Below are 20,919 nucleotides of genomic sequence, written 5' to 3' on the forward strand. Positions count from 1 at the left end.
CTTCCTATACTGCGAAATAAGGCCACATTACCGCATTGCTACGGTTTCCTGGCCTCGGGCCGCTTGCGCTCCATGTGGGGGGCGGTTGGCAACACTGAGAGGAGTGACCGGCATGATTCATCACGTAGTGGGGCTGTTTACCCATCCCGACCAGGAGTGGCGGGAAATTCGTGGCGAAGAAGAAAGCATCAGCCACATGTACCTGACGCATACCTTGATTCTGGCGGCGATCCCTGCCATTTCGGCGTTTATCGGCACAACCCAGGTGGGCTGGGTGATTGGCGGGCGGCCAGCGGTGATGCTGACCATGGAAAGCGCAGTGTGGATGAGCATCATGTCCTACGTGGCGATGCTCGCCGGGGTGGCGGTGATGGGCGCGTTCATTCACTGGATGGCGCGCACCTACGACGCCAACCCGTCCATGGCGCAGTGCGTGGCGTTCGCCACCTACACGGCCACGCCCCTGTTCCTGGGCGGCCTGGCGGCGCTTTATCCGCACCTGTGGCTGGGCATGCTGCTGGGGACTGCAGCCATCTGCTACACCGTTTACCTGCTGTATGTCGGCTTGCCGACCTTCATGAACATCCCGACCGACGAAGGCTTCCTGTTCTCCAGCTCCGTGCTGGCAGTGGGCCTGGTGGTGCTGGTGGCGATCATGGCGGCCACCGTGATCATCTGGGGCCTGGGCGTGGGGCCGATGTATACCAATTAGAGTGACCAACACTGGGGCATCAAGCCAGGGGCCGCCGCAAGGCGGCCTTTGTCTGCCTGGGCCGCTGCTGACCGGTGGCTCGGCAGCCGCACCCTGCTTGCGGCATAATGCCCGGCCAGGAGAACCGCCCCGCCATGCCCGAGCTGCTTAAACAACGCGTCGAAACCTGTTACCAACAAGCCGAAGCCTTCTTCAAACGCCCCTTCCCCCGCCCGGAAGTCAGCTTCAAGCTGCGCGGGCAGAAGGCTGGCGTTGCGCACCTGCACGAGAACCTGCTGCGCTTCAACCTGCAGCTGTACCGCGACAACCAGGAAGACTTCCTGCGCCAGACCGTGGCCCACGAGGTGGCGCACCTGGTGGCCCACCAACTGTTCGGTGACCGTATCCAGGCCCATGGCGAGGAATGGCAGCTGATCATGCGCGGGGTGTATGAACTGCCGCCCAATCGCTGCCACAACTATGAGGTGCAGCGGCGGGTGGTGACGCGCTACATCTACCGCTGCCCGTGCCCGGAAAGTGATTTCCCGTTCACTGCGCAGCGGCACAAGCTGGTCAGGCAGGGGCGCCGATACCTGTGCCGGCGCTGCCGGGCGATTCTGGTGTACAGCGGGGAAACCCGCGTCGAATAGCCCTGCTGCTGTAGGAGCGGGCTTGCCCCGCGAACACCGGCGAAGCCAGTGCCATGCACCGCGGTGCCTGCTTCGCGGGTCAAGCCCGCTCCTACAAAAATATCCGTTAGATATTTAGATTGCCCCACGAAGGGTCCGACACAGGCATAAGAAAGGCGACCCGAGGGTCGCCTTCTTGTTCACATCATCACGCTCAACGCGATGGGCCTTCAGCCACGCCCAGGTCGTCGGTTGGACGGGTATCGACCAGCGGGCCGCCGCCGGAAGCCAGTTCCGAGGCCAGCTTGTCGTTGTCCATTTCCTTGACCCACTTGGCCACGACCACGGTGGCCACGGCGTTGCCGACCAGGTTGGTCAGGGCGCGGGCTTCGGACATGAAGCGGTCGATGCCAAGGATCAGCGCCAGGCCTGCCACCGGCAGGTGACCAACCGCCGACAGGGTGGCAGCCAGCACGATGAAGCCCGAACCGGTCACGCCGGCAGCACCCTTGGAGGCCACCAGCAGCACCAGCAGCAGGGTGATCTGGTGGGTGATGTCCATGTGCGTGTCGGTGGCCTGGGCGATGAATACCGCGGCCATGGTCAGGTAGATCGAAGTACCGTCGAGGTTGAACGAGTAGCCAGTCGGGATCACCAGGCCAACCACCGATTTCTTCGCACCCAGGCGTTCCATCTTGGCCAGCATGCGTGGCAGGGCCGATTCCGAGGAGGAAGTACCCAGCACGATCAGCAGCTCTTCACGGATGTAGCGGATCAGCTTGAGGACACTGAAGCCGTGGGCGCGGCAGATACCGCCCAGCACCACCAGCACGAACAGCAGGCAAGTGATGTAGAAGCAGGCCATCAGGTAGCCCAGTTGCACCAACGAGCCAACGCCGTACTGGCCGATGGTGAAGGCCATGGCGCCCAGCGCACCGATAGGCGCGAGCTTCATGATCATGTTGATGATGTTGAACATCACATGGGCGAAGCGGTCGATCAGGTCGAGCACTGGCTTGCCGTAGCTGCCCAGGCGGTGCAGGGCGAAACCGAACAGCACCGAGAACATCAGCACTTGCAGGATGTCGCCGTTGGCGAAGGCGCCAACCACGGTGTTGGGGATGACGTTGAGCAGGAAGCCGACGGTGGTCTGCTGCGCGCCGGCGGCGGCATAGGCGGCCACGCTGCTGGCGTTCAGGGTGGTGACGTCGATGTGCATGCCGGCGCCCGGCTGGACCACGTTGACGACCACAAGGCCGATGATCAGGGCGATGGTGGAGACGATTTCAAAGTACAGCAGCGCGTAGCCGCCGGTTTTGCCGACCGACTTCATGCTCTGCATGCCGGCGATGCCGCTGACCACGGTACAGAAGATGATGGGCGCGATGACCATCTTGATCAGTTTGACGAAGCCATCACCCAGCGGCTTCAGGGCGACGCCGGTTTCAGGGTAATAGTGGCCGAGCAGGATACCGATGGTGATGGCGACCAACACCTGGACATACAGGGATTTGTACAGCGGCTGACGTGTCGTCATGGCTAATTTTCCTCAAGTGTGCCGGCTTCACCCTTCCCAGGGTGGTTGGGCACCTGAATCGCTAACCCTCCTGCACCTGGAGGGATTTGTCGTTGTGTTCGAGCTGCCTGGGCAGGCCTCTGCCAATGAGATAGCAAGGGCGATGCCAAAATGCCCATCCAGGGTGCAAATGCCCTGTTTGCTGGGTGTGGATGCCCAATGACAGGGCAATTTCGCGGGAGGGTGTGGCGGATTTCCGCCCGGTGGCGGGAAATGTACAGGGGGGATGGCGGGAATCCGCCTGACCCTTTTAGGCAGGGGCGGCCTCTTCGCGGGGCAAGCCCGCTCCTACAGGGCGGGGTTGCTCGCGAACTGGTTAATCAAGGTGGAAGGTGATGCTGAAGGCTGCCCCACCCAAGGGCGAATCGCCCAGGCTCAGCTGGGCGTCGTAGCTGTCGACGATATCCTTCACCACCGCCAGCCCGATGCCCTGCCCCGGGTGCTGGCGGTCCAGCCGCTCGCCGCGCTCAAGTATCCGCTCGCGCTGGTCGGACGGCACGCCCGGCCCGTCGTCCTCGATGCACAGGGTAAGCACCCCCGGCGCTTGCTGCAGGGTAACCCGCACCTGCCCAAGGCTCAGGCGGTAGGCGTTCTCCAGCAGGTTGCCCAGCAGTTCCAGCAGGGCGCCGCGCTCCATTGGCAGGCGCGCCTGTTCGGGCACTTGCAGGTCCACCTGCACCTGCTTGTCGCGGTACACCTTGGCCAAGGTGCTGCACAGGCTCTGCAGCACTGGCAGCAACTGCACGCTGTGGCGCACCAGGCCGCTCTTGCGCATGCTGGCGCGCTGCAGCTGGTAGTCGATCTGCTGGCTCATGCGCTCGATCTGGCTTTGCAGCACCCGTGCCTGCTCGCGCTCGCCGTCGCGCTGCAACATGCTCTCGCCAACGCCCTGCAATACCGCCAACGGGGTCTTCAGGCTGTGCGCCAGGTCGCCCAGCGAGTCGCGGTAGCGCGTGCGCTGCTCGCGCTCGCTGCGCAGCAGGCGGTTCAGCGAGCGGGTCAGGCGCAGCAACTCACGCGGGTGCTCACCGCTCAGGCCATCGCGCGCACCCGCTTCCACCTCGTCCAGTTCGTGGCTCAACCGGCGCAGCGAACGCAGGCCCCAGGTCAGGCCGGCCCACAGCAGCACCATCAGCGCCAGCAAGGCTGCGCCGAAGCCCAGGTAAAGCTTTTCGCGCAGGCCATGCAAGGTGGCCTTGTATTCGCTCAGCGGCTGCAGGGCGACGATGCTGTAGGCCGCGCTCTGGCCGCCCAGCAGCTTGATCTCCACGTCATAGACGAAGAATTCTTCACCATCGCCCTGGTGGATGCGGGCGAACTCATTGCCGCGCCCGTCGTAGCGCGGCTGGTAGTTGATGTGCTTGTCGGCCGTGGCACGCGAACGCCACACCAGGTTGCCATCGCGGTCGAAGATATAGCCGAGCAGGCCGGTGTAGGGCAGGTTATAGCGCTCGTCGGGTAGCAGGTCAGGCATCTGCAACTGGCCATGCTCGATGCGCGCGGCAGAGATCAGCGTGGTCACGTCCGAGGCCAGGCGCTGCTCGATCGACTCCTGCAGCGCCAGGCTGAAGGCTTTCTGCAGGGCTGGCAACAGCGCCAGCATGAACAACAGCGCCAGCACCGCCGCCGCGAGCATCAGGCGCACCCGCAGCGAACGGATCATCGGCAGCGCTCGGTGAACAGGTAGCCCAGGCCGCGCACCGTGTCGATCGGCTTGAAGCCGCTGTCGCCTTCGAGCTTGCGCCGCAGGCGGCCAACCAGCACTTCGATGACGTTAGGGTCACGCTCCTCGTCGCCTGGGTACAGCTGCTCCATCAGGCGGTCCTTGGGCACCACCTGCTGGTGATGGCGCATCAGGTATTCGAGGATGCGGTACTCGTAGGCCGTCAGGGCCAGGGGCTTGTCATCCAGGGTGGCCTGCTTGCGGTTGAGGTCGAGCAGCAGCGGGCCGGCGGCGATGGTCGACTGGGTGAAGCCGCTGGAGCGGCGCAGCAAGGCATTCAGGCGCGCTTCGAGTTCTTCGAACTGGAATGGCTTGACCAGGTAGTCGTCGGCACCGGCGGCCAGGCCTTCGACCTTGTCCTGCCAGTTGCCGCGGGCGGTGAGGATAAGGATGGGGAACGCCTTGCCCTGCCCGCGCAACCGGCCGATCAGTTCCAGGCCGCTGATACCCGGCAGGCCGAGGTCGATGATGGCCAGGTCGAAATGGAAATGTTCGGTTTGGTAGAGCGCTTCTTCGGCGTCGGCCACGGCTTCGACCACATGGCCGCTTTCGCCCAGGCGCGTGTGGAGGTGGTGCCTGAGCAAGGCTTCGTCCTCGACCACCAGCAGTTTCATGTGAGGCTCCTTGATTGGGTAGTGCCTGTGCCGGCCTTTTCGCGGGGCAAGCCCGCTCCTACAGAGGATTGCGTATCCCTTGCAGGAGCGGGCTTGCCCCGCGAAGCGGCCGGCACAGCATAGCGCGATCAGAACTTGTAGGTGGCCGCCAGGTACGTCTGGGCGCTGCTGGTCAGGCGCAGGGTACCGTCTTTCGGCCCACCGCGGTCGCCCACTTCGGTGGCCGCGTTGGTGCGCAGGTAACGATACCCGAGCTCCACCGAGGCCTTGTCGGTGATGTCCTGGATCACACCGCCCTGCAAGCCATAGGCATAACCGTAATCGGTATCACGGCTGGCACCCGGCGAGTCCTGGGTCAGCTTGGTCAGGCCCAGGCTGGCACCGCCAAACAGCTTGGTGGTATCGCCCACCGGCAGGAACAGGTCGTAGCTGCCCAACAGGTTTTCCTGGCGCAGCTTCAGGCCGCTGTGGTCGCCCGACACGTTGTCGTAGGTCATGTAGTAGCGGCCCTGGTCGTTGATCTGGCCCAGGCGCACACCCCAGGTATCATCCTTGCCGATGATGCCGTCGGCATTGAGGTTGTCGGTGTTGCGTTGCAGCAGGCCAGATTTGCGAACCTTGTCGCTGGTCTGGCCGTAGGTCAGGCTGGCGAAGTTGTCGTCAGCGGCCTGGGCAGTGGTAATGCCGGCGGCACAAACGGCCATGGCAGCGAGCAGGGTGTTGAAGGTTTTCATGACTTCTTACTCCAGTTGAATGCGCTGTTGCGGTCTGGAAGCTAGAGTAAGCAGGGTGCCCTGAACCGCGGCTGAACCCTGGCTGAACCGCGGCTGAACGATTCGAGTGCAAAACAAGGAGTAGTGACCATGCGCGCCCTGCTGGCCGTAGTTCTGATGTGCAGCGCCGCCCTCGCCCAAGCGGCAGTGCAGACCCGAGAAATTCGTTACCAGGACGCCGACGGCACCGCGCTGATCGGCTACTACGCCTACGACGACGCGGTGAAGGGCGAACGCCCAGGCATCCTGGTGGTGCACGAATGGTGGGGCCTGAACGACTACGCCAAGCGCCGCGCCCGCGACCTGGCTGCGCTGGGCTACAGCGCCCTGGCCATCGACATGTATGGCAACGGCAAGCACACCGAACACCCGCAGGATGCCCAGGCCTTCATGGCCGAGGCGATGAAAGACCCGGATGCGGCGGCCAAGCGTTTCGATGCCGGGCTCGACCTGCTCAAGCGCCAGCCCTACACCAACCGCCATGAGCTGGGCGCGGTGGGGTACTGCTTCGGCGGCAAGGTGGTGCTGGACGCTGCGCGCCGGGGCGCGAGGCTCGATGCCGTGGTGAGCTTCCATGGCGCACTGGCTACCCAGACGCCGGTCGAGAAGCCTGGCGTGGTGCGGGCCTACATTCTGGTCGAGCACGGCGCGGACGACAGCATGGTCACCCCGCAACAGGTGGACGCCTTCAAGAAGGAAATGGATGCGGCCAAGGTCAATTACCAGTTCGTCAGCATTCCCGGGGCCAAGCACGGGTTCACCAACCCCGATGCCGACCGGTTGAGCCATGGCGACCACGGTGGGCCGGACATCGGCTACAACGAGGCGGCGGACAAAAGCTCGTGGGCGGACATGCAGACGTTCTTCAAGCAGGTGTTCAAGTAATTATCGCTGGGGCCGCTGTGCGGCCCTTCGCGGGGCCGGCACGCCCCTGCAAGAAGGTGAGCTGCGCCACATCTCCCACACAAGGCTCACGGCTGGCACAATAGCCGCCATGAACAGAATCCCCGCCTGCTGCGCCCCACTTCAGCACCACTGGCCCCTGCCCCGCCCGTTGCCTGGCGCGGTGCTGGTCAGTTGCGCCTTCGACCCTGCCCATCTGGCTGCCGACGACTTCCAGCGCGCCGGCATCGTGCCCAGCGCCAGCCTGCAACGCTCGGTGGCCAAGCGCCAGGCCGAGTACCTGGCCGGGCGCGTCTGTGCCCGCGCCGCGCTGCAGCGCCTGGATGGCCGCGATTACGTACCTGGCACCCACGCGGACCGCGCGCCGATCTGGCCGGCCGGCATCCATGGCTCGATCACCCACGGTAAAGGCTGGGCCGCCGCCGTGGTGGCCGCCGACGGCAGCTGCGGTGGCATCGGGCTGGATCAGGAAGCGCTGCTCGATGACGAGCGCGCCGAGCGCCTGATGGGCGAAATCCTGACACCACCCGAACTCGAACGCCTGGACCGCAGCCAACTCGGCCTGGCCGTCACCCTGACCTTCTCGCTCAAGGAAAGCCTGTTCAAGGCCCTGTACCCGCTGACGGGCCAGCGCTTCTATTTCGAACATGCCGAGGTGCTGGAATGGTCGGCCGATGGCCTGGCGCGCCTGCGCCTGCTCACCGACCTCTCTGCCCAATGGCACCAGGGCGTGGAACTGCAGGGCCAGTTCTGCGTGCAGGACGGCCACCTGCTCAGCCTGATCAGCGTCTAAGCCTTACTGCGCGGCTTGCTCGCGCGGCCAGGTGAGGCTGAAGCAGGCACCGCCCAGCGCCTCGCTGCGCCCTACCGTGGCGCGGCCGGCGTGCCAGTAGATGATCCGCCGCACGATCGACAGGCCCAGGCCATGGCCGCCCGAGGCGCGGGTGCGGCTGTCGTCCAGGCGGGTGAAGGGGGTGAAGATGCGGTCCCAGAAGCCTTCCGGGATACCCGGGCCATCGTCTTGCACATCAATGCGGCAACGCTGCTGGCCCAACTGGTAGCTCAGGCGCACCTCGCTGGCGGCGTGGCGCAGGGCATTGCTCACCAGGTTCTGCAGGGCGCGGTGCAGGTAGCGGGGTTCGGCCTCCACCCAGGCCCCGTCGTGGCCCTGGCACTCGCCGCGTACCAGGCGCACATGGCTGTTGAGCGGCGCCAACTCCTGGATCACCCGGCCGAGCAAGGCGTCGAGGTCGACGCGCTGGAACTTCAGGGCCGGTGCGCCCTGCTCCAGGCGGGCGTAGGTCAGCATCTCGTCCACCAGCTTGTCCAGGTCCTGGATGTCGCCATCCATGCCGGCCAGGTGCTTGGCGCGGGCTTGCTCGGTGCTGGCGCTTTCGAGCATTTCCAGGCCGAAGCGCAGCCGCGCGACCGGCGTGCGCAGCTCGTGGGACACGGCACGCACCAGTTCGCGCTGCATGCTCAGCGAGCGCTGCAGGTGTTCGGCCATGCCATTGAAAGCCGCCGCCAGGCGCCCCACCGAGTCGGCGTCGCCGGCCGGCACACGGGTGTCGAGGCTGCCTTGGGCGATGCGCGTGGCCGCAACCTCCATGCCCGACACCCGCCGCTCCAGCTGGCGCACCAGCAAGTACACCACCAGGCCGATCAGGCACAGGCCCAGGCAGGCGATCAGCACCAGCAACTGCGGCGGGTACGGATTCAATTGATACAGCGGGCCGATTTCCAGCACCAGGGGCGAGCCCGGCAGGCCGGCGAACACGCGGATCGAATCGCCATCGCGGCCCAGCGCCATGACCGTGTCGCCCTCCTCTACCCGGCGGCGCTGGTCATCGTCCAGGCCCGCGCGCTCGATGCGCTGCAGGGCCACGCCAAAGCCGAAGCCCTTGCTGCGGGTGATGTCCGCCAGGCGCTGCGGCTGCTCGGTCACCGGGTAGCGCACCAGTTCGTCGGCCAGCAGGTAAAGGGTGGCGCGCGCCAATTGCTCGCTGACCTGCTTGACCTGCGCCACCAGCAGCCACTCTTCCTGGCCGACCCTGCGCAGCACCTGGGCGGCGTGCGGGCCGGTCTTCTCCACCACCACCAGGCCGCGCTGCAGGCGTGCGCGCTGGCCGCCGTCGAGGGTGCGCGCGGTGATCGGCTGCAAGGCCAGCGGCACCCCGAGCAGGCGCTCCCAGATCAGCAGCGAGCGTTTGCGTTCGGTGTCGTTCTGCTGCGCCAGGTTATCGGCCATCAGGCTGAAGGTGCCCTGGGCCAGGCGTTCGCGGTGCTGGGCGGCGCGCACTTCGTTGACCAGGTGCAGGCTGAGCGCCCCGAGCAGCGCCACCAGCACCAGCACCCCGAGCATGCCGCCATAGATGCGCAGGAAGATCGAGCGGTTGAGGTTCATGGCGCCTCGCCGACGAACAGGTAGCCCTTGCTGCGCAGGGTCTTTATCAGCCGCGGCTGGAGGGGATCGTCGCCGATCTTGGGGCGGATTCTGGAGATGCGCACGTCGATCGAGCGGTCCTGGCCGTCGTAGCCCACCCCCCGCAGCGCGGTGAAGATCTGCTCGCGGGACAGCACCCGCCCGGCATGGCTGGCCAGCAGCCAGAGCAGGTCGAACTCGGCGCCGGTAAGGTCGATGGGGTGCTCGCCGAGCCACGCCTCGCGCAGGCGGTTGTCGATGCGCAGGGCGCCGAAGGCCAGGGCCTGGCGCTTGTTGTCGGGGCTTTCGCTGCGCCGCAGCAGGGCCTGGATGCGCGCCAGCAGCAAGCGCGGGCGCACCGGTTTGCAGACGTAGTCATCGGCCCCCAGATCCAGGCCCTGAACCTGGTCGAGTTCGTCGCTGCGCGCGGTGAGCATGAGGATCGGGCCGGGGTACTGGCTGCGTACCCGGCGGCAGATGCTCAGGCCATCTTCGCCGGGCAGCATCAGGTCGAGAATCACCAGGTCTGGCTGGCTGTCGACGATGCGCCGCGCGGCACGGGCGCCATCGCCCTCCACCGCCACCTCGAAACCATTGCCTTGCAGGTATTCGGCGGTGAGTTCGGCCAGGCGCTGGTCGTCTTCGACGATGAGGATGCGGTTGCTGGGTTGGTCCATGGCCCTGCCCTTCTCTTGTTATGTGTTGTTGTCCTTTCGCCAAAGCGCAACATCCGCTGCCGATACTACGTCCGCCACCGGGCACTGCCAACCTGCCCAACGGCCCCCTCGACTGAACCGCTTTTTGTGATAGGGTTCGCGCCCGAAATTTTCTGCCTGGGGGCAGCGGGCGAGAGAAAAATAGTGCAAACCCCTTGGCACTAGGCCTACAGCGATTACCCACTATTCACACACAAAGTACGCACAAGTTATCCACAGGCGATTGCCTTGCAAAGACCCCTGGACCGCATTATCTTGTATCCCCAGCGCAGCAAACCACTAGATGTTGGGTTTCACCCACCAACGCCAAGCATGAGTCAGCAGAGAAATTCAAGCGATTTTTCTGGCAGAACTCGTTGTGGTTTCAACGATCAAACCGCTCCTAGCGGAAACTGAACAGCCTGTTTTGGCCTATGCCAGAGCATTTGACTTCGGCCAGGGAGCGGCAAGGTTCTTGCCCCTAATTCCTGATCTGTCCCGAAGTCGGTACGCCCGAGCGGGTGGATGCGCGTGCATGACGCATCCTCGCCAGGGCCATCGAGCAAGTGGACGGAACGGTGGGCGCCCATAAGGCGCCTGAACACTATAGAAACTGTGGAGACACCCACCCATGCAAACCGACACAACTCGCGAGAACCCGCAGGCCAAAGCGCCCCAGGCCGCCGAATCCAACCAGGATCTGGCCGCCACCGCGCCGGGCCAACTGCGCGTGATCAAGCGCAACGGCACTGTCGTCCCCTACACCGACGACAAGATCACCGTGGCCATCACCAAGGCGTTCCTCGCAGTTGAAGGCGGCACCGCCGCCGCCTCGTCGCGCATCCACGACACCGTCGCGCGCCTGACCGAGCAGGTCACCGCCACGTTCAAGCGTCGCATGCCATCGGGTGGCACCATCCACATCGAAGAAATCCAGGACCAGGTCGAACTGGCCCTGATGCGTGCCGGCGAGCAAAAAGTCGCCCGTGACTACGTGATCTACCGCGAGCAGCGCGCCAAAGAGCGTGCCACCCGCGTCAGCACCGACGCCGTGGTCGAGCCGCACCCAAGCATCCGCATCACCCTGGCCGACGGCAGCCTGGCGCCGCTGGACATGGCGCGCCTGAACACCATCATCAGCGAAGCCTGCGAAGGCCTGGCCGAAGTCGATGGCGACCTGATCCAGCGCGAAACCCTGAAGAACCTGTACGACGGCGTGGCCATCAAGGACGTCAACACCGCCCTGGTGATGACCGCCCGTACCCTGGTCGAGCGTGAGCCGAACTACTCGTTCGTCACCGCCCGCCTGCTGATGGACACCCTGCGCGCCGAAGGCCTGGGCTTCCTGAACGTCGCCGACAGCGCCACCCACCACGAGATGGCCGACCTGTACGCCAAGGCCCTGCCGGCCTACGTGGCCAAGGGCATCGAGTTCGAGCTGCTGAACCCGGCGCTGGCCGACTTCGACCTGGAAAAACTGGGCAAGGCGATCAACCACGAGCGCGACCAGCAGTTCACCTACCTGGGCCTGCAAACCCTGTACGACCGCTACTTCATCCACAAGGATGGCGTGCGCTTCGAGCTGCCGCAGGTGTTCTTCATGCGTGTGGCCATGGGCCTGGCGCTGGAAGAGAAAGACAAAGAAGCCCGTGCGATCGAGTTCTACAACCTGCTCTCGTCGTTCGACTACATGGCCTCGACCCCGACCCTGTTCAACGCCGGCACCCTGCGCCCGCAGCTGTCGAGCTGCTACCTGACCACCGTGCCGGACGACCTGTCGGGCATCTACCACGCGATCCACGACAACGCCATGCTGTCGAAATTCGCCGGTGGCCTGGGCAACGACTGGACCCCTGTGCGTGCACTGGGCTCCTACATCAAGGGCACCAACGGTAAATCCCAGGGCGTCGTGCCGTTCCTGAAAGTGGTCAACGACACCGCCGTTGCCGTGAACCAGGGTGGCAAGCGCAAAGGCGCCGTGTGTGCCTACCTGGAAACCTGGCACCTGGACATCGAAGAATTCATCGAGCTGCGCAAGAACACCGGTGATGACCGCCGTCGTACCCACGACATGAACACCGCCAACTGGATCCCTGACCTGTTCATGAAGCGCGTCTTCGATGACGGCAAGTGGACCCTGTTCTCGCCATCGGAAGTGCCAGACCTGCACGACCTGACCGGCAAGGCCTTCGAAGAGCGCTACGAGTACTACGAAGCCCTGACCGAGTACAACAAGATCAAGGTGTTCAAGACCATCCAGGCCAAAGACCTGTGGCGCAAGATGCTGTCGATGCTGTTCGAGACCGGCCACCCATGGCTGACCTTCAAGGACCCATGCAACCTGCGCTCGCCGCAGCAGCACGTGGGCGTGGTCCACAGCTCGAACCTGTGCACCGAGATCACCCTGAACACCAACAAGGACGAGATCGCGGTCTGCAACCTGGGCTCGATCAACCTGCCGAACCACATCGTCGATGGCAAGCTGGACACCGCCAAGCTGCAACGCACCGTGAACACCGCCGTGCGCATGCTCGACAACGTGATCGACATCAACTACTACTCGGTGCCGCAAGCGCGTAACTCGAACTTCAAGCACCGCCCGGTTGGCCTGGGCATCATGGGCTTCCAGGACGCGCTGTACCTGCAGCACATCCCGTACGGCTCCGACGCGGCCGTCGAGTTCGCCGACAAGTCGATGGAAGCGGTCAGCTACTACGCGATCCAGGCTTCCTGCGACCTGGCCGACGAGCGTGGCGCCTACGAGACCTTCCAGGGTTCGCTGTGGTCCAAGGGCATCCTGCCGCTGGATTCGCAACAGATCCTGATCGAGGCCCGTGGCCAGAAGTACATCGACGTTAACCTGGAAGAGTCCCTGGACTGGGCGCCGGTGCGTGCCCGCGTACAGAAAGGCATTCGTAACTCGAACATCATGGCCATCGCGCCAACCGCGACCATCGCCAACATCACTGGCGTTTCGCAGTCGATCGAGCCGACCTACCAGAACCTGTACGTGAAATCGAACCTGTCGGGCGAGTTCACCGTGATCAACCCGTACCTGGTCCGCGACCTGAAGGCCCGCGGCCTGTGGGACTCGGTGATGATCAACGACCTGAAGTACTACGACGGTTCGGTGCAGCAGATCGAGCGTATCCCGCAAGAGCTCAAAGACCTGTACGCCACCGCGTTCGAAGTGGAAACCAAGTGGATCGTCGACGCCGCCTCCCGTCGCCAGAAGTGGATCGACCAGGCTCAGTCGCTGAACCTGTACATCGCCGGCGCATCGGGCAAGAAGCTGGACGTGACCTACCGCATGGCGTGGTACCGTGGCCTGAAAACCACCTACTACCTCCGCGCCCTGGCCGCCACCAGCACCGAGAAGTCGACCATCAACACCGGCAAGCTCAACGCCGTATCCAGCGGCGGCGACAGCGCCCCGGTCCAGGCAGCGGGCCCAGCGCCAGTGCCAAAGGCCTGCGCGATCGACGAGCCGGATTGCGAAGCCTGCCAGTAGGGTGAAAAAAGGGCGATCGATGGGGTAACCCTTCTATCGCCCTTTTTATACTGACTTGTGTTCAACAGAAGAAGCCGGGAGGATTTAGCGCCCGGCTTTTTCTTTTGTAGTGACAACATGGGCAGCGCTTTAAAACTATGGCACCCCAGCCATTTGATTGACCATCACAGCCTTTCGCGAATCACATCAACCAGTTTATTTAGCACGCCCTCTTCGTATTGGCGCTCATAACAGCCAGGCTGATTCGGCGGAGTGGCGTCGCATGCAATGCTGTGAACGTTACCACGACCGCCGTAGGGACTATTGAAGAAGTGGGAGCAACCACAGAGCATACATACTGCTAAAGCGATTAATAGTTTTTTCATGACCAGTACACTGTAATTTGTTTTTCTCTGCGCATGAACAATCGTATTGAGCAGGGTAAGTGTTTCAACTATGGATCCTTCTGGAGTGGTTCATGAACAGACTGCTCCAAAGGTCGTCAGCTGTAGAACCATACCAGTAGCCAGCAGGCCTTGATGCAGGACGGTTCTGGTTGGTGCGTGGGATTTGGTGCAAGGCCTACCATTGAAGCGAGTGACCGCTCACCCCTGCCCTGAGATTTTTGCACCTTGCGAAGCCATCACACGGCTTGAGCGCCTCAGCACCTCTGGAACAGGATGAGTTGCAGGTCGCGCAGGCGGGTGTGGCGCACGAGTGCCAACCCACCCTTTCGCGCCTACGCAAGCAGCTCGCAAACGACCCGACATCCCGTAGTGCGGGCCTTCAGGGCGCGGACTCTCGCTTTGATGTCGAAAACCATCGAACACAATATGCTGTGCCGAAAAATATGAACTGGCACAACATATAGGATGGCGCTACACTTCCCCTCCGTAGGATTCGGAAAGAGCCAGCCGAACGGAAGCGCGCCACACCGGTCGAAAATTTACCTTCACCCGCAAGACACGCGCCCCGATCGAAAGCGAATTCCGGTATACTCCGCCCCCTCTGAAAAGGGCACCCATTCATGTCCCTGGCCCCTTCCCAAGGCCTGGCCAGGCACAAGCCAGATGTAACGAGAGTCAGCCTCTCAGCTGTCCATTCGCCGTAACGGCCTTGCGTCAGGCATCACATTCTTAAAATCCAACCGGTTGCCCCAGGGCGACCCTCAAGCAGGAGCCAAACCATGCTGAGCTGGGACGAATTCGACAAAGAAGACGGCGAAGTCGCCGCCAAAGGCAACACCCCTGCGCAGGCCTCTGCCGCTGCGACCCTCGACAAGCTCGACAGCGCCGGTGGTGCTGCCGCCCTGGAAGCCCGTGCGGCCACCGCGACCGACTCGGACGCGGTAAAGCGCGCCAAGGCTGCCCTGGACGCCCTCGACATCGCCGAAGGCCTGGCCGAGCTGGAAGGCTCCTCGGCCCGTGTTGCGGTTGACGAAAAGCGCATGATCAACTGCCGCGCCGACCTCAACCAGCTGGTTCCATTCAAGTACGACTGGGCCTGGCAGAAGTACCTGGACGGCTGCGCCAACCACTGGATGCCGCAAGAGGTCAACATGACCGCCGACATCGCCCTGTGGAAGAGCATGGACGGCCTGACCGAAGACGAGCGCCGCATCGTGATGCGCAACCTCGGCTTCTTCTCCACCGCCGACTCGCTGGTTGCCAACAACCTGGCCCTGGCCGTGTACCGCCTGATCACCAACCCGGAGTGCCGCCAGTACATCCTGCGCCAGGCCTTCGAAGAGGCGATCCACACCCACGCCTACCAGTACTGCATCGAGTCGCTGGGCATGGATGAAGGCGAGATCTTCAACATGTACCACGAGATCCCGTCGGTGGCGAAGAAAGCCGCCTGGGGCCTGAAGTACACCCGCGCCATCTCCGACCCGGAATTCAACACCGGCACCGTCGAAACCGACAAAGAACTGCTGCGCAACCTGATCGCCTACTACTGCGTGCTGGAAGGCATCTTCTTCTACTGCGGCTTCACCCAGATCCTGTCGATGGGCCGCCGCAACAAGATGACCGGCGTTGCCGAGCAGTTCCAGTACATCCTGCGTGACGAGTCGATGCACCTGAACTTCGGTATCGACGTGATCAACCAGATCAAGATCGAGAACCCGCACCTGTGGGATGCGGCGATGAAGGAAGAAGCGACCCAGATGATCCTGCAAGGGACCCAGCTGGAGATCGAATACGCCCGCGACACCATGCCACGCGGCGTACTGGGCATGAACGCAGCGATGATGGAGGACTACCTCAAGTTCATCGCCAACCGTCGTTTGACTCAGATTGGTTTGAAGGAAGAGTACCCAGGGACTACCAACCCGTTCCCTTGGATGAGCGAGATCATGGACTTGAAGAAAGAGAAGAACTTCTTCGAGACGCGCGTGATCGAGTATCAAACAGGTGGTGCGTTGAGCTGGGACTGATTGTTCGAGCTGATCGTCGAGAAGGCTGCCGTATGGCAGCCTTTTTTATTGCAAGGAAAAAGAGGACGCGTCCTACTGGCTCCAACCTTGCCTCTCCTTTGAGATCGCGATAGCGTTTTCCGGCGCTTAAGAACGCTCACATAGCGGCATCCCGTTCCCGTCAGAAACGGCTCTCCCATATCAGGATGGCCAAGCATGGACAGTCTCTATACACCTACCCTCTTCACCCGCAACAACCGCCCTCTTAATACCCTCTGGCTCGAATCCCAAGCCTGGTTCTGCGCCCACGAACTCGGCCGGTTGAGCGCTCGCTTCTTCGACGAACACTGCATCCGCAAGCTCGACCCAGACCAGTACCGCACCGTGCAGCTGCTGCGCTACGGGCAGTACCAGGAGACCGCGATGGTCAGCGAGTCCGGGGCCTACACCTTGCTGGCGCATCACCATGTTCCGGAGAACCGCCATCTACGCTGCGTGACGCGCAGGTGGATGGAGCGGCGGATACACCTCGTCTAGGGCGAATGTGCTGGCCGGGCGGGCGGACGGCGACGCTGCTGTATTGGCAGAGCGAACCGTGGGTGAGGATGCGCGATATGCCAGTGGTGATGGCAGCTGAAGGTGATGGGATGGCGCCGATGGTGAAGCGCAAGTTGAACTGGCGGGAGTGCGCTCAGCGGGCGCTCAGGTTGCATGGAATATAGCTGACCTGTGCAGTTACTGTGGGAGCGGGCTTGCCCGCGAACACCGGCGAAGCCGGTGCCTGCCACCGAGTTGTCTGCTTCGCGGGCAAGCCCGCTCCCACAGGTTCTGCGAGTAGCCAGAGTTCGGCTATTCCTGCAACGGACTCATCGATGGCAAGGCCAGCACCTACAGAAATTACGAAACCTTTCGGAGCAACTGTCTTGCTCAGAATTTAAAAAGCCTGCGTGATCCGGTAGGAGCTAGCGTAGCTCGCGATGGGCTGCGCAGCGGCCCCAGGTTCTCAGCTTCGCAGCCAATATTGCCGGGGCTGCCTTGCAGCCCATCGCGAGCTGCGCTAGCTCCTACAGAGACTGCGCAGCCCCCTGCAAATACTGGCGGAGCTGGTGCCATTCACCGCGCAGGCCTGATGTGAGAATTGGCACTGGGTAGCGCTCAAAAAACCGAAGCAACCCAAAACATAAGAGCTGCTATAGTAGTTTTTATCTAACATAAGAACTGTTTTAGCAGGCCTTAAAATGAATATTTTTCCTTTAGCGTGTGCCGACAGGCTAATGAAAATAGGGCTTCTGGCCAAAACCAGGCGACTAGAGCGAAAAATTCGCCAAAAAGACCTGGCCGCCCAATCCGGATTATCCATCACGACGCTCGCGAAAATCGAATCCGGTACGCCTACCGTAGAGATGCGCAGCTATATGATCGCGCTATGGCATCTAGGTCTGCTCGACGAGGTATTTCAGGATGTGCCGATGTCTTCTCCGGCCTCCTTCGCCACGGAGCACAGGGTACGCCTCAAGAACGTGACCGAGGACGACTTCTGATGACAACCATCTACCTCTACATGCAAATGCCAGATTCACTCGAGGTCGCCACCATCGGACGACTGAGCGTGGAAAATAACATCGGCGAATTCGTCTACAACCCCACCCACGTAGAAGCCGGTGGCTGGGTGCCTGATGCGTCACGCTACCCCCTTCGATCACAACCCTACAAACGCATCACCAAGAACCGGGGCATCCCCGGCTTTATCCGGGATGCAGCGCCAGATGGCTGGGGGGAGCGCCTGGTTACACGGGAGCATGGGGATCAGAAAGAGGCTGTCAGCTTCATTCTGAAATCGCCAAACCATGACCGTACTGGAAACCTCATGGCAGGTGCGATTCGACAGCCACCTCATGGCATCGGCCAGGCCGGTCTAGGCAAAATCAGCCAGCTGGAAGCCTTCATAAAGTTCACGGACGGGGTACAAGGTGGATTCCCGCGCGACACCGACAAAGCCACTAAAGCAACGCTGCAACAACGGTCGTCGCTCGGTGGGGCTCGCCCCAAATGCACACTGATCAATGAAGACCGGCTGCTGCTGGCCAAACCACGTGACCGCCACGATGCCTATGATGTTCCGGCACTTGAACACGCCTGCATGACATTTGCGGCGAGCAAAGGCATGAACGTGGCGACGGTACAGTTACATCGTGGCCGGGTGAACACGTTGCTGGTCGAACGCTTTGACCGGAAATCCGCTGCCGGCGGACATTTCTACCGTATCCCGATGTTGAGCGGTTTGACGTTGCTTGATAGCGACTGGAACAACCCGTCGGGATGGGCACAGGAGTGGCACTATGGTTTGCTGGCAGACGAAATGAGCCGGCGTGGCGTGCCTAACAAGGACCTCCAAGAGCTGTTCAAGCGCATCTGCTTCAACATTTTGGTCGGCAACGATGATGATCACCCGAAAAACGTGGCCGTGCTTTATCGGAACGGCACCTGGAGGCTGTCCCCCATGTATGACGTGCTGCCAACCACCGAAGGGGCAGCACCCAACAGCCTCGCCATGGGGGTCGGGAGTTTCGGAAAGGAACTGTCGCGGCGCAATTTGCTGAGCCAGGTTGGCCACTATGGCCTATCTCAAGCTCTGGCGCAGTCCATCCTTGATGAGGTGGCGGGATGGGAATCGGAGTTGGCGGCGCACTATCGGCAGCATCTGCAACCTGCTGAACTTGAACTTGCTTTGGCTGCGATGGGCGCTGGCAAGCTGCGAGCTTGAGTCACTGCTCACTGGCTGGTGGACCTAGAGATCTCCAAGTGCACCCGAACGCGCTGCGGGCAAGCCAGTCGTTTTTTCACTGTGGCCAGGAGGTCTGGATTCTGGCCAGCATGCCCCACACGACGAGAGCCCTTGAAGGGCTCAGCTGTTGCCTGGGGCACTCGTCGCATTTTCTTGGTCTGAGGCATATCTGGATTTTCAGTTTCTGCACGAGACTCTGAAGGCAAGCTAAGCGGGCAGCCTCAAACCGCAAATGAGGTAGAGACCTCGCCCACGCCGACAAGAGGGGTACGACACACTGTGTTGCCATGTGCCGGGACTGGACATGCCAGTCTACGTGGTCGAGGACGAGGCCGTTGATGAGTATAAGAACGTATCCCGAAAAGTACCACCCTGGGAGAGCAGTCCCTCAGCAGCCAGCTTGCCTCGAGAACAGCGGCGAAGGCGGTGCCATAGACCGCGTTGCCTGCTTCGCGGCGGCTCGACGCCTCGACAAACCCGCCCCCACAGGACCCGGTAGGAGCGAGCGCAGCTCGCGATGGGCTGCATAGCAGCCCCAGCACTATGAGCCACGAGGCTGAAACCCTGGGGCCGCTGCGCGCCCCATCGCGAGCTGCGCTCGCTCCTACCGCGGCGCTGGCCTGGAGATGGGCGCTTGATCGGTAACCCAGGGTTGTGGTGTAGGTCAAGCGCCGGTGTTCGCGTATCGAATTTTTGGGCACTCACGCATTGCGGCGCGCCCGCTGGTATAAGTCATCACCGCGGGCCGAAACGGCAGCTTGCCTGGCTCTCTTGTCATAGTACGACCTGAATAAAAGCCAAGCCCCTGAGATAGAGCCATCGCGGTCTATATTTCACTTGACGCCTCGCAATTATTGCTATTTAGAGCGTTGACAGGCAGTTATCCGCTTGTTAAAAATCGCCACAGTTGTACGACAACACATAACAAAAACAACAATCGTGGATGGATTCCCATGTCGAAAATCTGCCAGAACCACCTGCCCTTCGCGCTGATCGGTGCCGGGCTGCTCGCTGCTGTGCCTGACGTCGGCGTGGCCGAGGGTTTTGTCGAAGACAGCAAGGCCGTGCTTGGCCTGCGCAACTTCTATATCAACCGCAATTTCACCAACCCGGCCAACCCGCAAGCCAAGGCCGAGGAATGGACCCAGAGTTTTATTCTCGATGCCCGTTCCGGCTTCACCGAGGGGCCGGTGGGCTTTGGCGTGGATGTGCTGGGGCTGTGGTCGCTCAAGCTCGATGGCGGCGGTGGCACCTACGGCACGGCGCTGCTGCCGCGCCACGACGATGGCCGGCCTGCCGGTGACTATGGGCGCCTGGCGGTGGCGGGCAAGGCACGCATTTCCAAGACGGAACTGAAAGTTGGCGAGTGGATGGTGGTGCTGCCGATTCTGCGCTCGGACGACGGCCGCTCGCTGCCGCAGACCTTTCGTGGTGGCCAGGTAACCTCCAGGGAAATCGCCGGCCTGACCCTTTACGGCGGCCAAATGCGCGGCAACAGCCCACGCAATGACGCCAGCATGGAAGACATGAGCTATGGCGGCGGCGTGTCGGACCGCTTCAACTTCGTGGGCGGCGAGTACACCTTCAACCAGGACCGCACGATGGTTGGCGCGTGGAATGCAGTGCTCAAGGACGTCTACGAGCAGCAATACCTGCAACTGACCCACAGCCAGCCCGTTGGCAGCTGGACCTTCGGCGCCAACCTGGGCTACTTCCACGGCGGCGAAGACGGCTCGGAACGCGCCGGCAAGCTGGACAACAAGACCTACTCCGGGATGTTCTCGGCCAAGTATGGCGGCAACACCTTCTGGGTGGGGCTGCAGAAGGTCGACGGCGATACCTGGATGCGGGTCAACGGCACCAGTGGCGGCACCCTGGCCAACGACAGCTACAACTCAAGCTTCGACAACGCCAATGAACGCTCGTGGCAACTACGCCACGACTTCAACTTCGTCACCCTCGGGATGCCGGGGCTGACGCTGATGAACCGCTATATCAGCGGGCGCGACGTACACACCGGGGCGGTGACCGATGGCAAGGAATGGGTGCGTGAGTCGGAGCTGGCGTACGTGATTCAGAGCGGGCCGTTCAAGGACCTGAGCGTGAAATGGCGCAACTCGACGATTCGCCGGGACTACAGCAACAACGAGTTCGATGAGAACCGGGTGATCTTCAACTATCCGCTGTCGTTGTTGTGAGCTG

General features: G+C 62.4%; 16 protein-coding genes. 10 read left to right on the top strand and 6 right to left on the bottom strand.

Annotated elements, in window-relative coordinates; all coding sequences use genetic code 11:
* Window positions 1-115 precede the first annotated feature (115 nt).
* Both F3J44_RS27065 and F3J44_RS27070 read left to right on the top strand, forming a co-directional pair.
* Complete coding sequence (locus F3J44_RS27065) at window positions 116-712, top strand: Yip1 family protein (protein WP_370526476.1); 597 nt, start codon at window positions 116-118, stop codon at window positions 710-712.
* A 134-nt stretch (window positions 713-846) separates the two neighbouring features.
* Window positions 847-1,341 (top strand): SprT family zinc-dependent metalloprotease, encoded by a 495-nt coding sequence (locus F3J44_RS27070; protein WP_167069484.1) that lies wholly within the window; start codon window positions 847-849, stop codon window positions 1,339-1,341.
* A gap of 193 nt (window positions 1,342-1,534) precedes the next feature.
* Here F3J44_RS27070 and F3J44_RS27075 read toward each other — a convergent pair whose 3' ends face one another.
* The 4 genes from F3J44_RS27075 to F3J44_RS27090 form a co-directional block, all read right to left on the bottom strand.
* On the bottom strand, window positions 1,535-2,857 hold the full coding sequence (locus F3J44_RS27075) for a dicarboxylate/amino acid:cation symporter (RefSeq protein ID WP_167069482.1): 1,323 nt from the start codon (window positions 2,855-2,857) through the stop codon (window positions 1,535-1,537).
* 355 nt (window positions 2,858-3,212) lie between these two features.
* Complete coding sequence (locus F3J44_RS27080) at window positions 3,213-4,559, bottom strand: ATP-binding protein (RefSeq protein WP_167277516.1); 1,347 nt, start codon at window positions 4,557-4,559, stop codon at window positions 3,213-3,215.
* On the bottom strand, window positions 4,556-5,233 hold the full coding sequence (locus F3J44_RS27085; protein ID WP_167069478.1) for a response regulator: 678 nt from the start codon (window positions 5,231-5,233) through the stop codon (window positions 4,556-4,558). Before F3J44_RS27085 ends, F3J44_RS27080 begins: the two co-directional genes overlap by 4 nt.
* 128 nt (window positions 5,234-5,361) lie before the next feature.
* The gene (locus F3J44_RS27090) at window positions 5,362-5,967 is read right to left on the bottom strand and encodes an outer membrane beta-barrel protein (protein ID WP_167277518.1); all 606 of its coding nucleotides are present in this window, start codon (window positions 5,965-5,967) and stop codon (window positions 5,362-5,364) included.
* Between the two features lie 129 nt (window positions 5,968-6,096).
* Here F3J44_RS27090 and F3J44_RS27095 point away from each other — a divergent pair, with 129 nt between their 5' ends.
* Window positions 6,097-6,891, top strand: a complete 795-nt coding sequence (locus F3J44_RS27095) for a dienelactone hydrolase family protein (protein ID WP_167069475.1) — start codon at window positions 6,097-6,099, stop codon at window positions 6,889-6,891.
* Window positions 6,892-7,000: 109 nt separating this feature from the next.
* The gene (locus tag F3J44_RS27100) at window positions 7,001-7,702 is read left to right on the top strand and encodes a 4'-phosphopantetheinyl transferase (protein ID WP_167277520.1); all 702 of its coding nucleotides are present in this window, start codon (window positions 7,001-7,003) and stop codon (window positions 7,700-7,702) included.
* Between the two features lie 3 nt (window positions 7,703-7,705).
* Here the strand turns inward: F3J44_RS27100 and F3J44_RS27105 are convergent, their stop codons facing one another.
* Both F3J44_RS27105 and F3J44_RS27110 read right to left on the bottom strand, forming a co-directional pair.
* On the bottom strand, window positions 7,706-9,313 hold the full coding sequence (locus F3J44_RS27105) for an ATP-binding protein (protein ID WP_167277521.1): 1,608 nt from the start codon (window positions 9,311-9,313) through the stop codon (window positions 7,706-7,708).
* Window positions 9,310-10,008 (bottom strand): response regulator transcription factor, encoded by a 699-nt coding sequence (locus F3J44_RS27110; RefSeq protein WP_167069468.1) that lies wholly within the window; start codon window positions 10,006-10,008, stop codon window positions 9,310-9,312. The genes F3J44_RS27105 and F3J44_RS27110 overlap by 4 nt, the downstream gene beginning before the upstream one ends.
* 649 nt (window positions 10,009-10,657) lie before the next feature.
* Here F3J44_RS27110 and F3J44_RS27115 point away from each other — a divergent pair.
* The 6 genes from F3J44_RS27115 to F3J44_RS27140 all read left to right on the top strand — a co-directional run bounded on the left by F3J44_RS27115 (window position 10,658) and on the right by F3J44_RS27140 (window position 20,915).
* Window positions 10,658-13,537, top strand: coding sequence for a ribonucleoside-diphosphate reductase subunit alpha (locus F3J44_RS27115; protein ID WP_167069466.1), 2,880 nt, complete (start codon window positions 10,658-10,660; stop codon window positions 13,535-13,537).
* 1,165 nt (window positions 13,538-14,702) lie between these two features.
* Window positions 14,703-15,953 carry a ribonucleotide-diphosphate reductase subunit beta gene (locus F3J44_RS27120; RefSeq protein WP_167069464.1) on the top strand — a complete coding sequence of 417 codons (1,251 nt, stop codon included), beginning with the start codon at window positions 14,703-14,705 and terminating at the stop codon, window positions 15,951-15,953.
* A 195-nt stretch (window positions 15,954-16,148) separates the two neighbouring features.
* Complete coding sequence (locus tag F3J44_RS29655) at window positions 16,149-16,469, top strand: Bro-N domain-containing protein (RefSeq protein ID WP_205300211.1); 321 nt, start codon at window positions 16,149-16,151, stop codon at window positions 16,467-16,469.
* 701 nt (window positions 16,470-17,170) lie between these two features.
* Window positions 17,171-17,473 carry a helix-turn-helix domain-containing protein gene (locus F3J44_RS27130; protein WP_167069460.1) on the top strand — a complete coding sequence of 101 codons (303 nt, stop codon included), beginning with the start codon at window positions 17,171-17,173 and terminating at the stop codon, window positions 17,471-17,473.
* Window positions 17,473-18,696 carry a type II toxin-antitoxin system HipA family toxin gene (locus F3J44_RS27135; protein ID WP_167277523.1) on the top strand — a complete coding sequence of 408 codons (1,224 nt, stop codon included), beginning with the start codon at window positions 17,473-17,475 and terminating at the stop codon, window positions 18,694-18,696. The genes F3J44_RS27130 and F3J44_RS27135 overlap by 1 nt, the downstream gene beginning before the upstream one ends.
* 974 nt (window positions 18,697-19,670) lie before the next feature.
* Window positions 19,671-20,915 (top strand): OprD family porin, encoded by a 1,245-nt coding sequence (locus F3J44_RS27140; RefSeq protein ID WP_167277524.1) that lies wholly within the window; start codon window positions 19,671-19,673, stop codon window positions 20,913-20,915.
* The last annotated feature ends 4 nt before the right edge of the window (window positions 20,916-20,919 follow it).

The organism is Pantoea sp. Tr-811, from assembly GCF_011752535.1.
GTDB lineage: Bacteria > Pseudomonadota > Gammaproteobacteria > Pseudomonadales > Pseudomonadaceae > Aquipseudomonas.

What these genes read in the sequence shown, in the direction of transcription:
- F3J44_RS27090 (WP_167277518.1), bottom strand. Translation starts at nt 5,967, where the DNA reads ATGAAAACCTTCAACACCCTGCTCGCTGCCATGGCCGTTTGTGCCGCC.
- F3J44_RS27095 (WP_167069475.1), top strand. Translation starts at nt 6,097, where the DNA reads ATGCGCGCCCTGCTGGCCGTAGTTCTGATGTGCAGCGCCGCCCTCGCC.
- F3J44_RS29655 (WP_205300211.1), top strand. Translation starts at nt 16,149, where the DNA reads ATGGACAGTCTCTATACACCTACCCTCTTCACCCGCAACAACCGCCCT.
- F3J44_RS27075 (WP_167069482.1), bottom strand. Translation starts at nt 2,857, where the DNA reads ATGACGACACGTCAGCCGCTGTACAAATCCCTGTATGTCCAGGTGTTG.
- F3J44_RS27120 (WP_167069464.1), top strand. Translation starts at nt 14,703, where the DNA reads ATGCTGAGCTGGGACGAATTCGACAAAGAAGACGGCGAAGTCGCCGCC.
- F3J44_RS27140 (WP_167277524.1), top strand. Translation starts at nt 19,671, where the DNA reads ATGTCGAAAATCTGCCAGAACCACCTGCCCTTCGCGCTGATCGGTGCC.
- F3J44_RS27085 (WP_167069478.1), bottom strand. Translation starts at nt 5,233, where the DNA reads ATGAAACTGCTGGTGGTCGAGGACGAAGCCTTGCTCAGGCACCACCTC.
- F3J44_RS27070 (WP_167069484.1), top strand. Translation starts at nt 847, where the DNA reads ATGCCCGAGCTGCTTAAACAACGCGTCGAAACCTGTTACCAACAAGCC.
- F3J44_RS27110 (WP_167069468.1), bottom strand. Translation starts at nt 10,008, where the DNA reads ATGGACCAACCCAGCAACCGCATCCTCATCGTCGAAGACGACCAGCGC.
- F3J44_RS27080 (WP_167277516.1), bottom strand. Translation starts at nt 4,559, where the DNA reads ATGATCCGTTCGCTGCGGGTGCGCCTGATGCTCGCGGCGGCGGTGCTG.
- F3J44_RS27115 (WP_167069466.1), top strand. Translation starts at nt 10,658, where the DNA reads ATGCAAACCGACACAACTCGCGAGAACCCGCAGGCCAAAGCGCCCCAG.
- F3J44_RS27100 (WP_167277520.1), top strand. Translation starts at nt 7,001, where the DNA reads ATGAACAGAATCCCCGCCTGCTGCGCCCCACTTCAGCACCACTGGCCC.
- F3J44_RS27135 (WP_167277523.1), top strand. Translation starts at nt 17,473, where the DNA reads ATGACAACCATCTACCTCTACATGCAAATGCCAGATTCACTCGAGGTC.
- F3J44_RS27105 (WP_167277521.1), bottom strand. Translation starts at nt 9,313, where the DNA reads ATGAACCTCAACCGCTCGATCTTCCTGCGCATCTATGGCGGCATGCTC.
- F3J44_RS27130 (WP_167069460.1), top strand. Translation starts at nt 17,171, where the DNA reads ATGAATATTTTTCCTTTAGCGTGTGCCGACAGGCTAATGAAAATAGGG.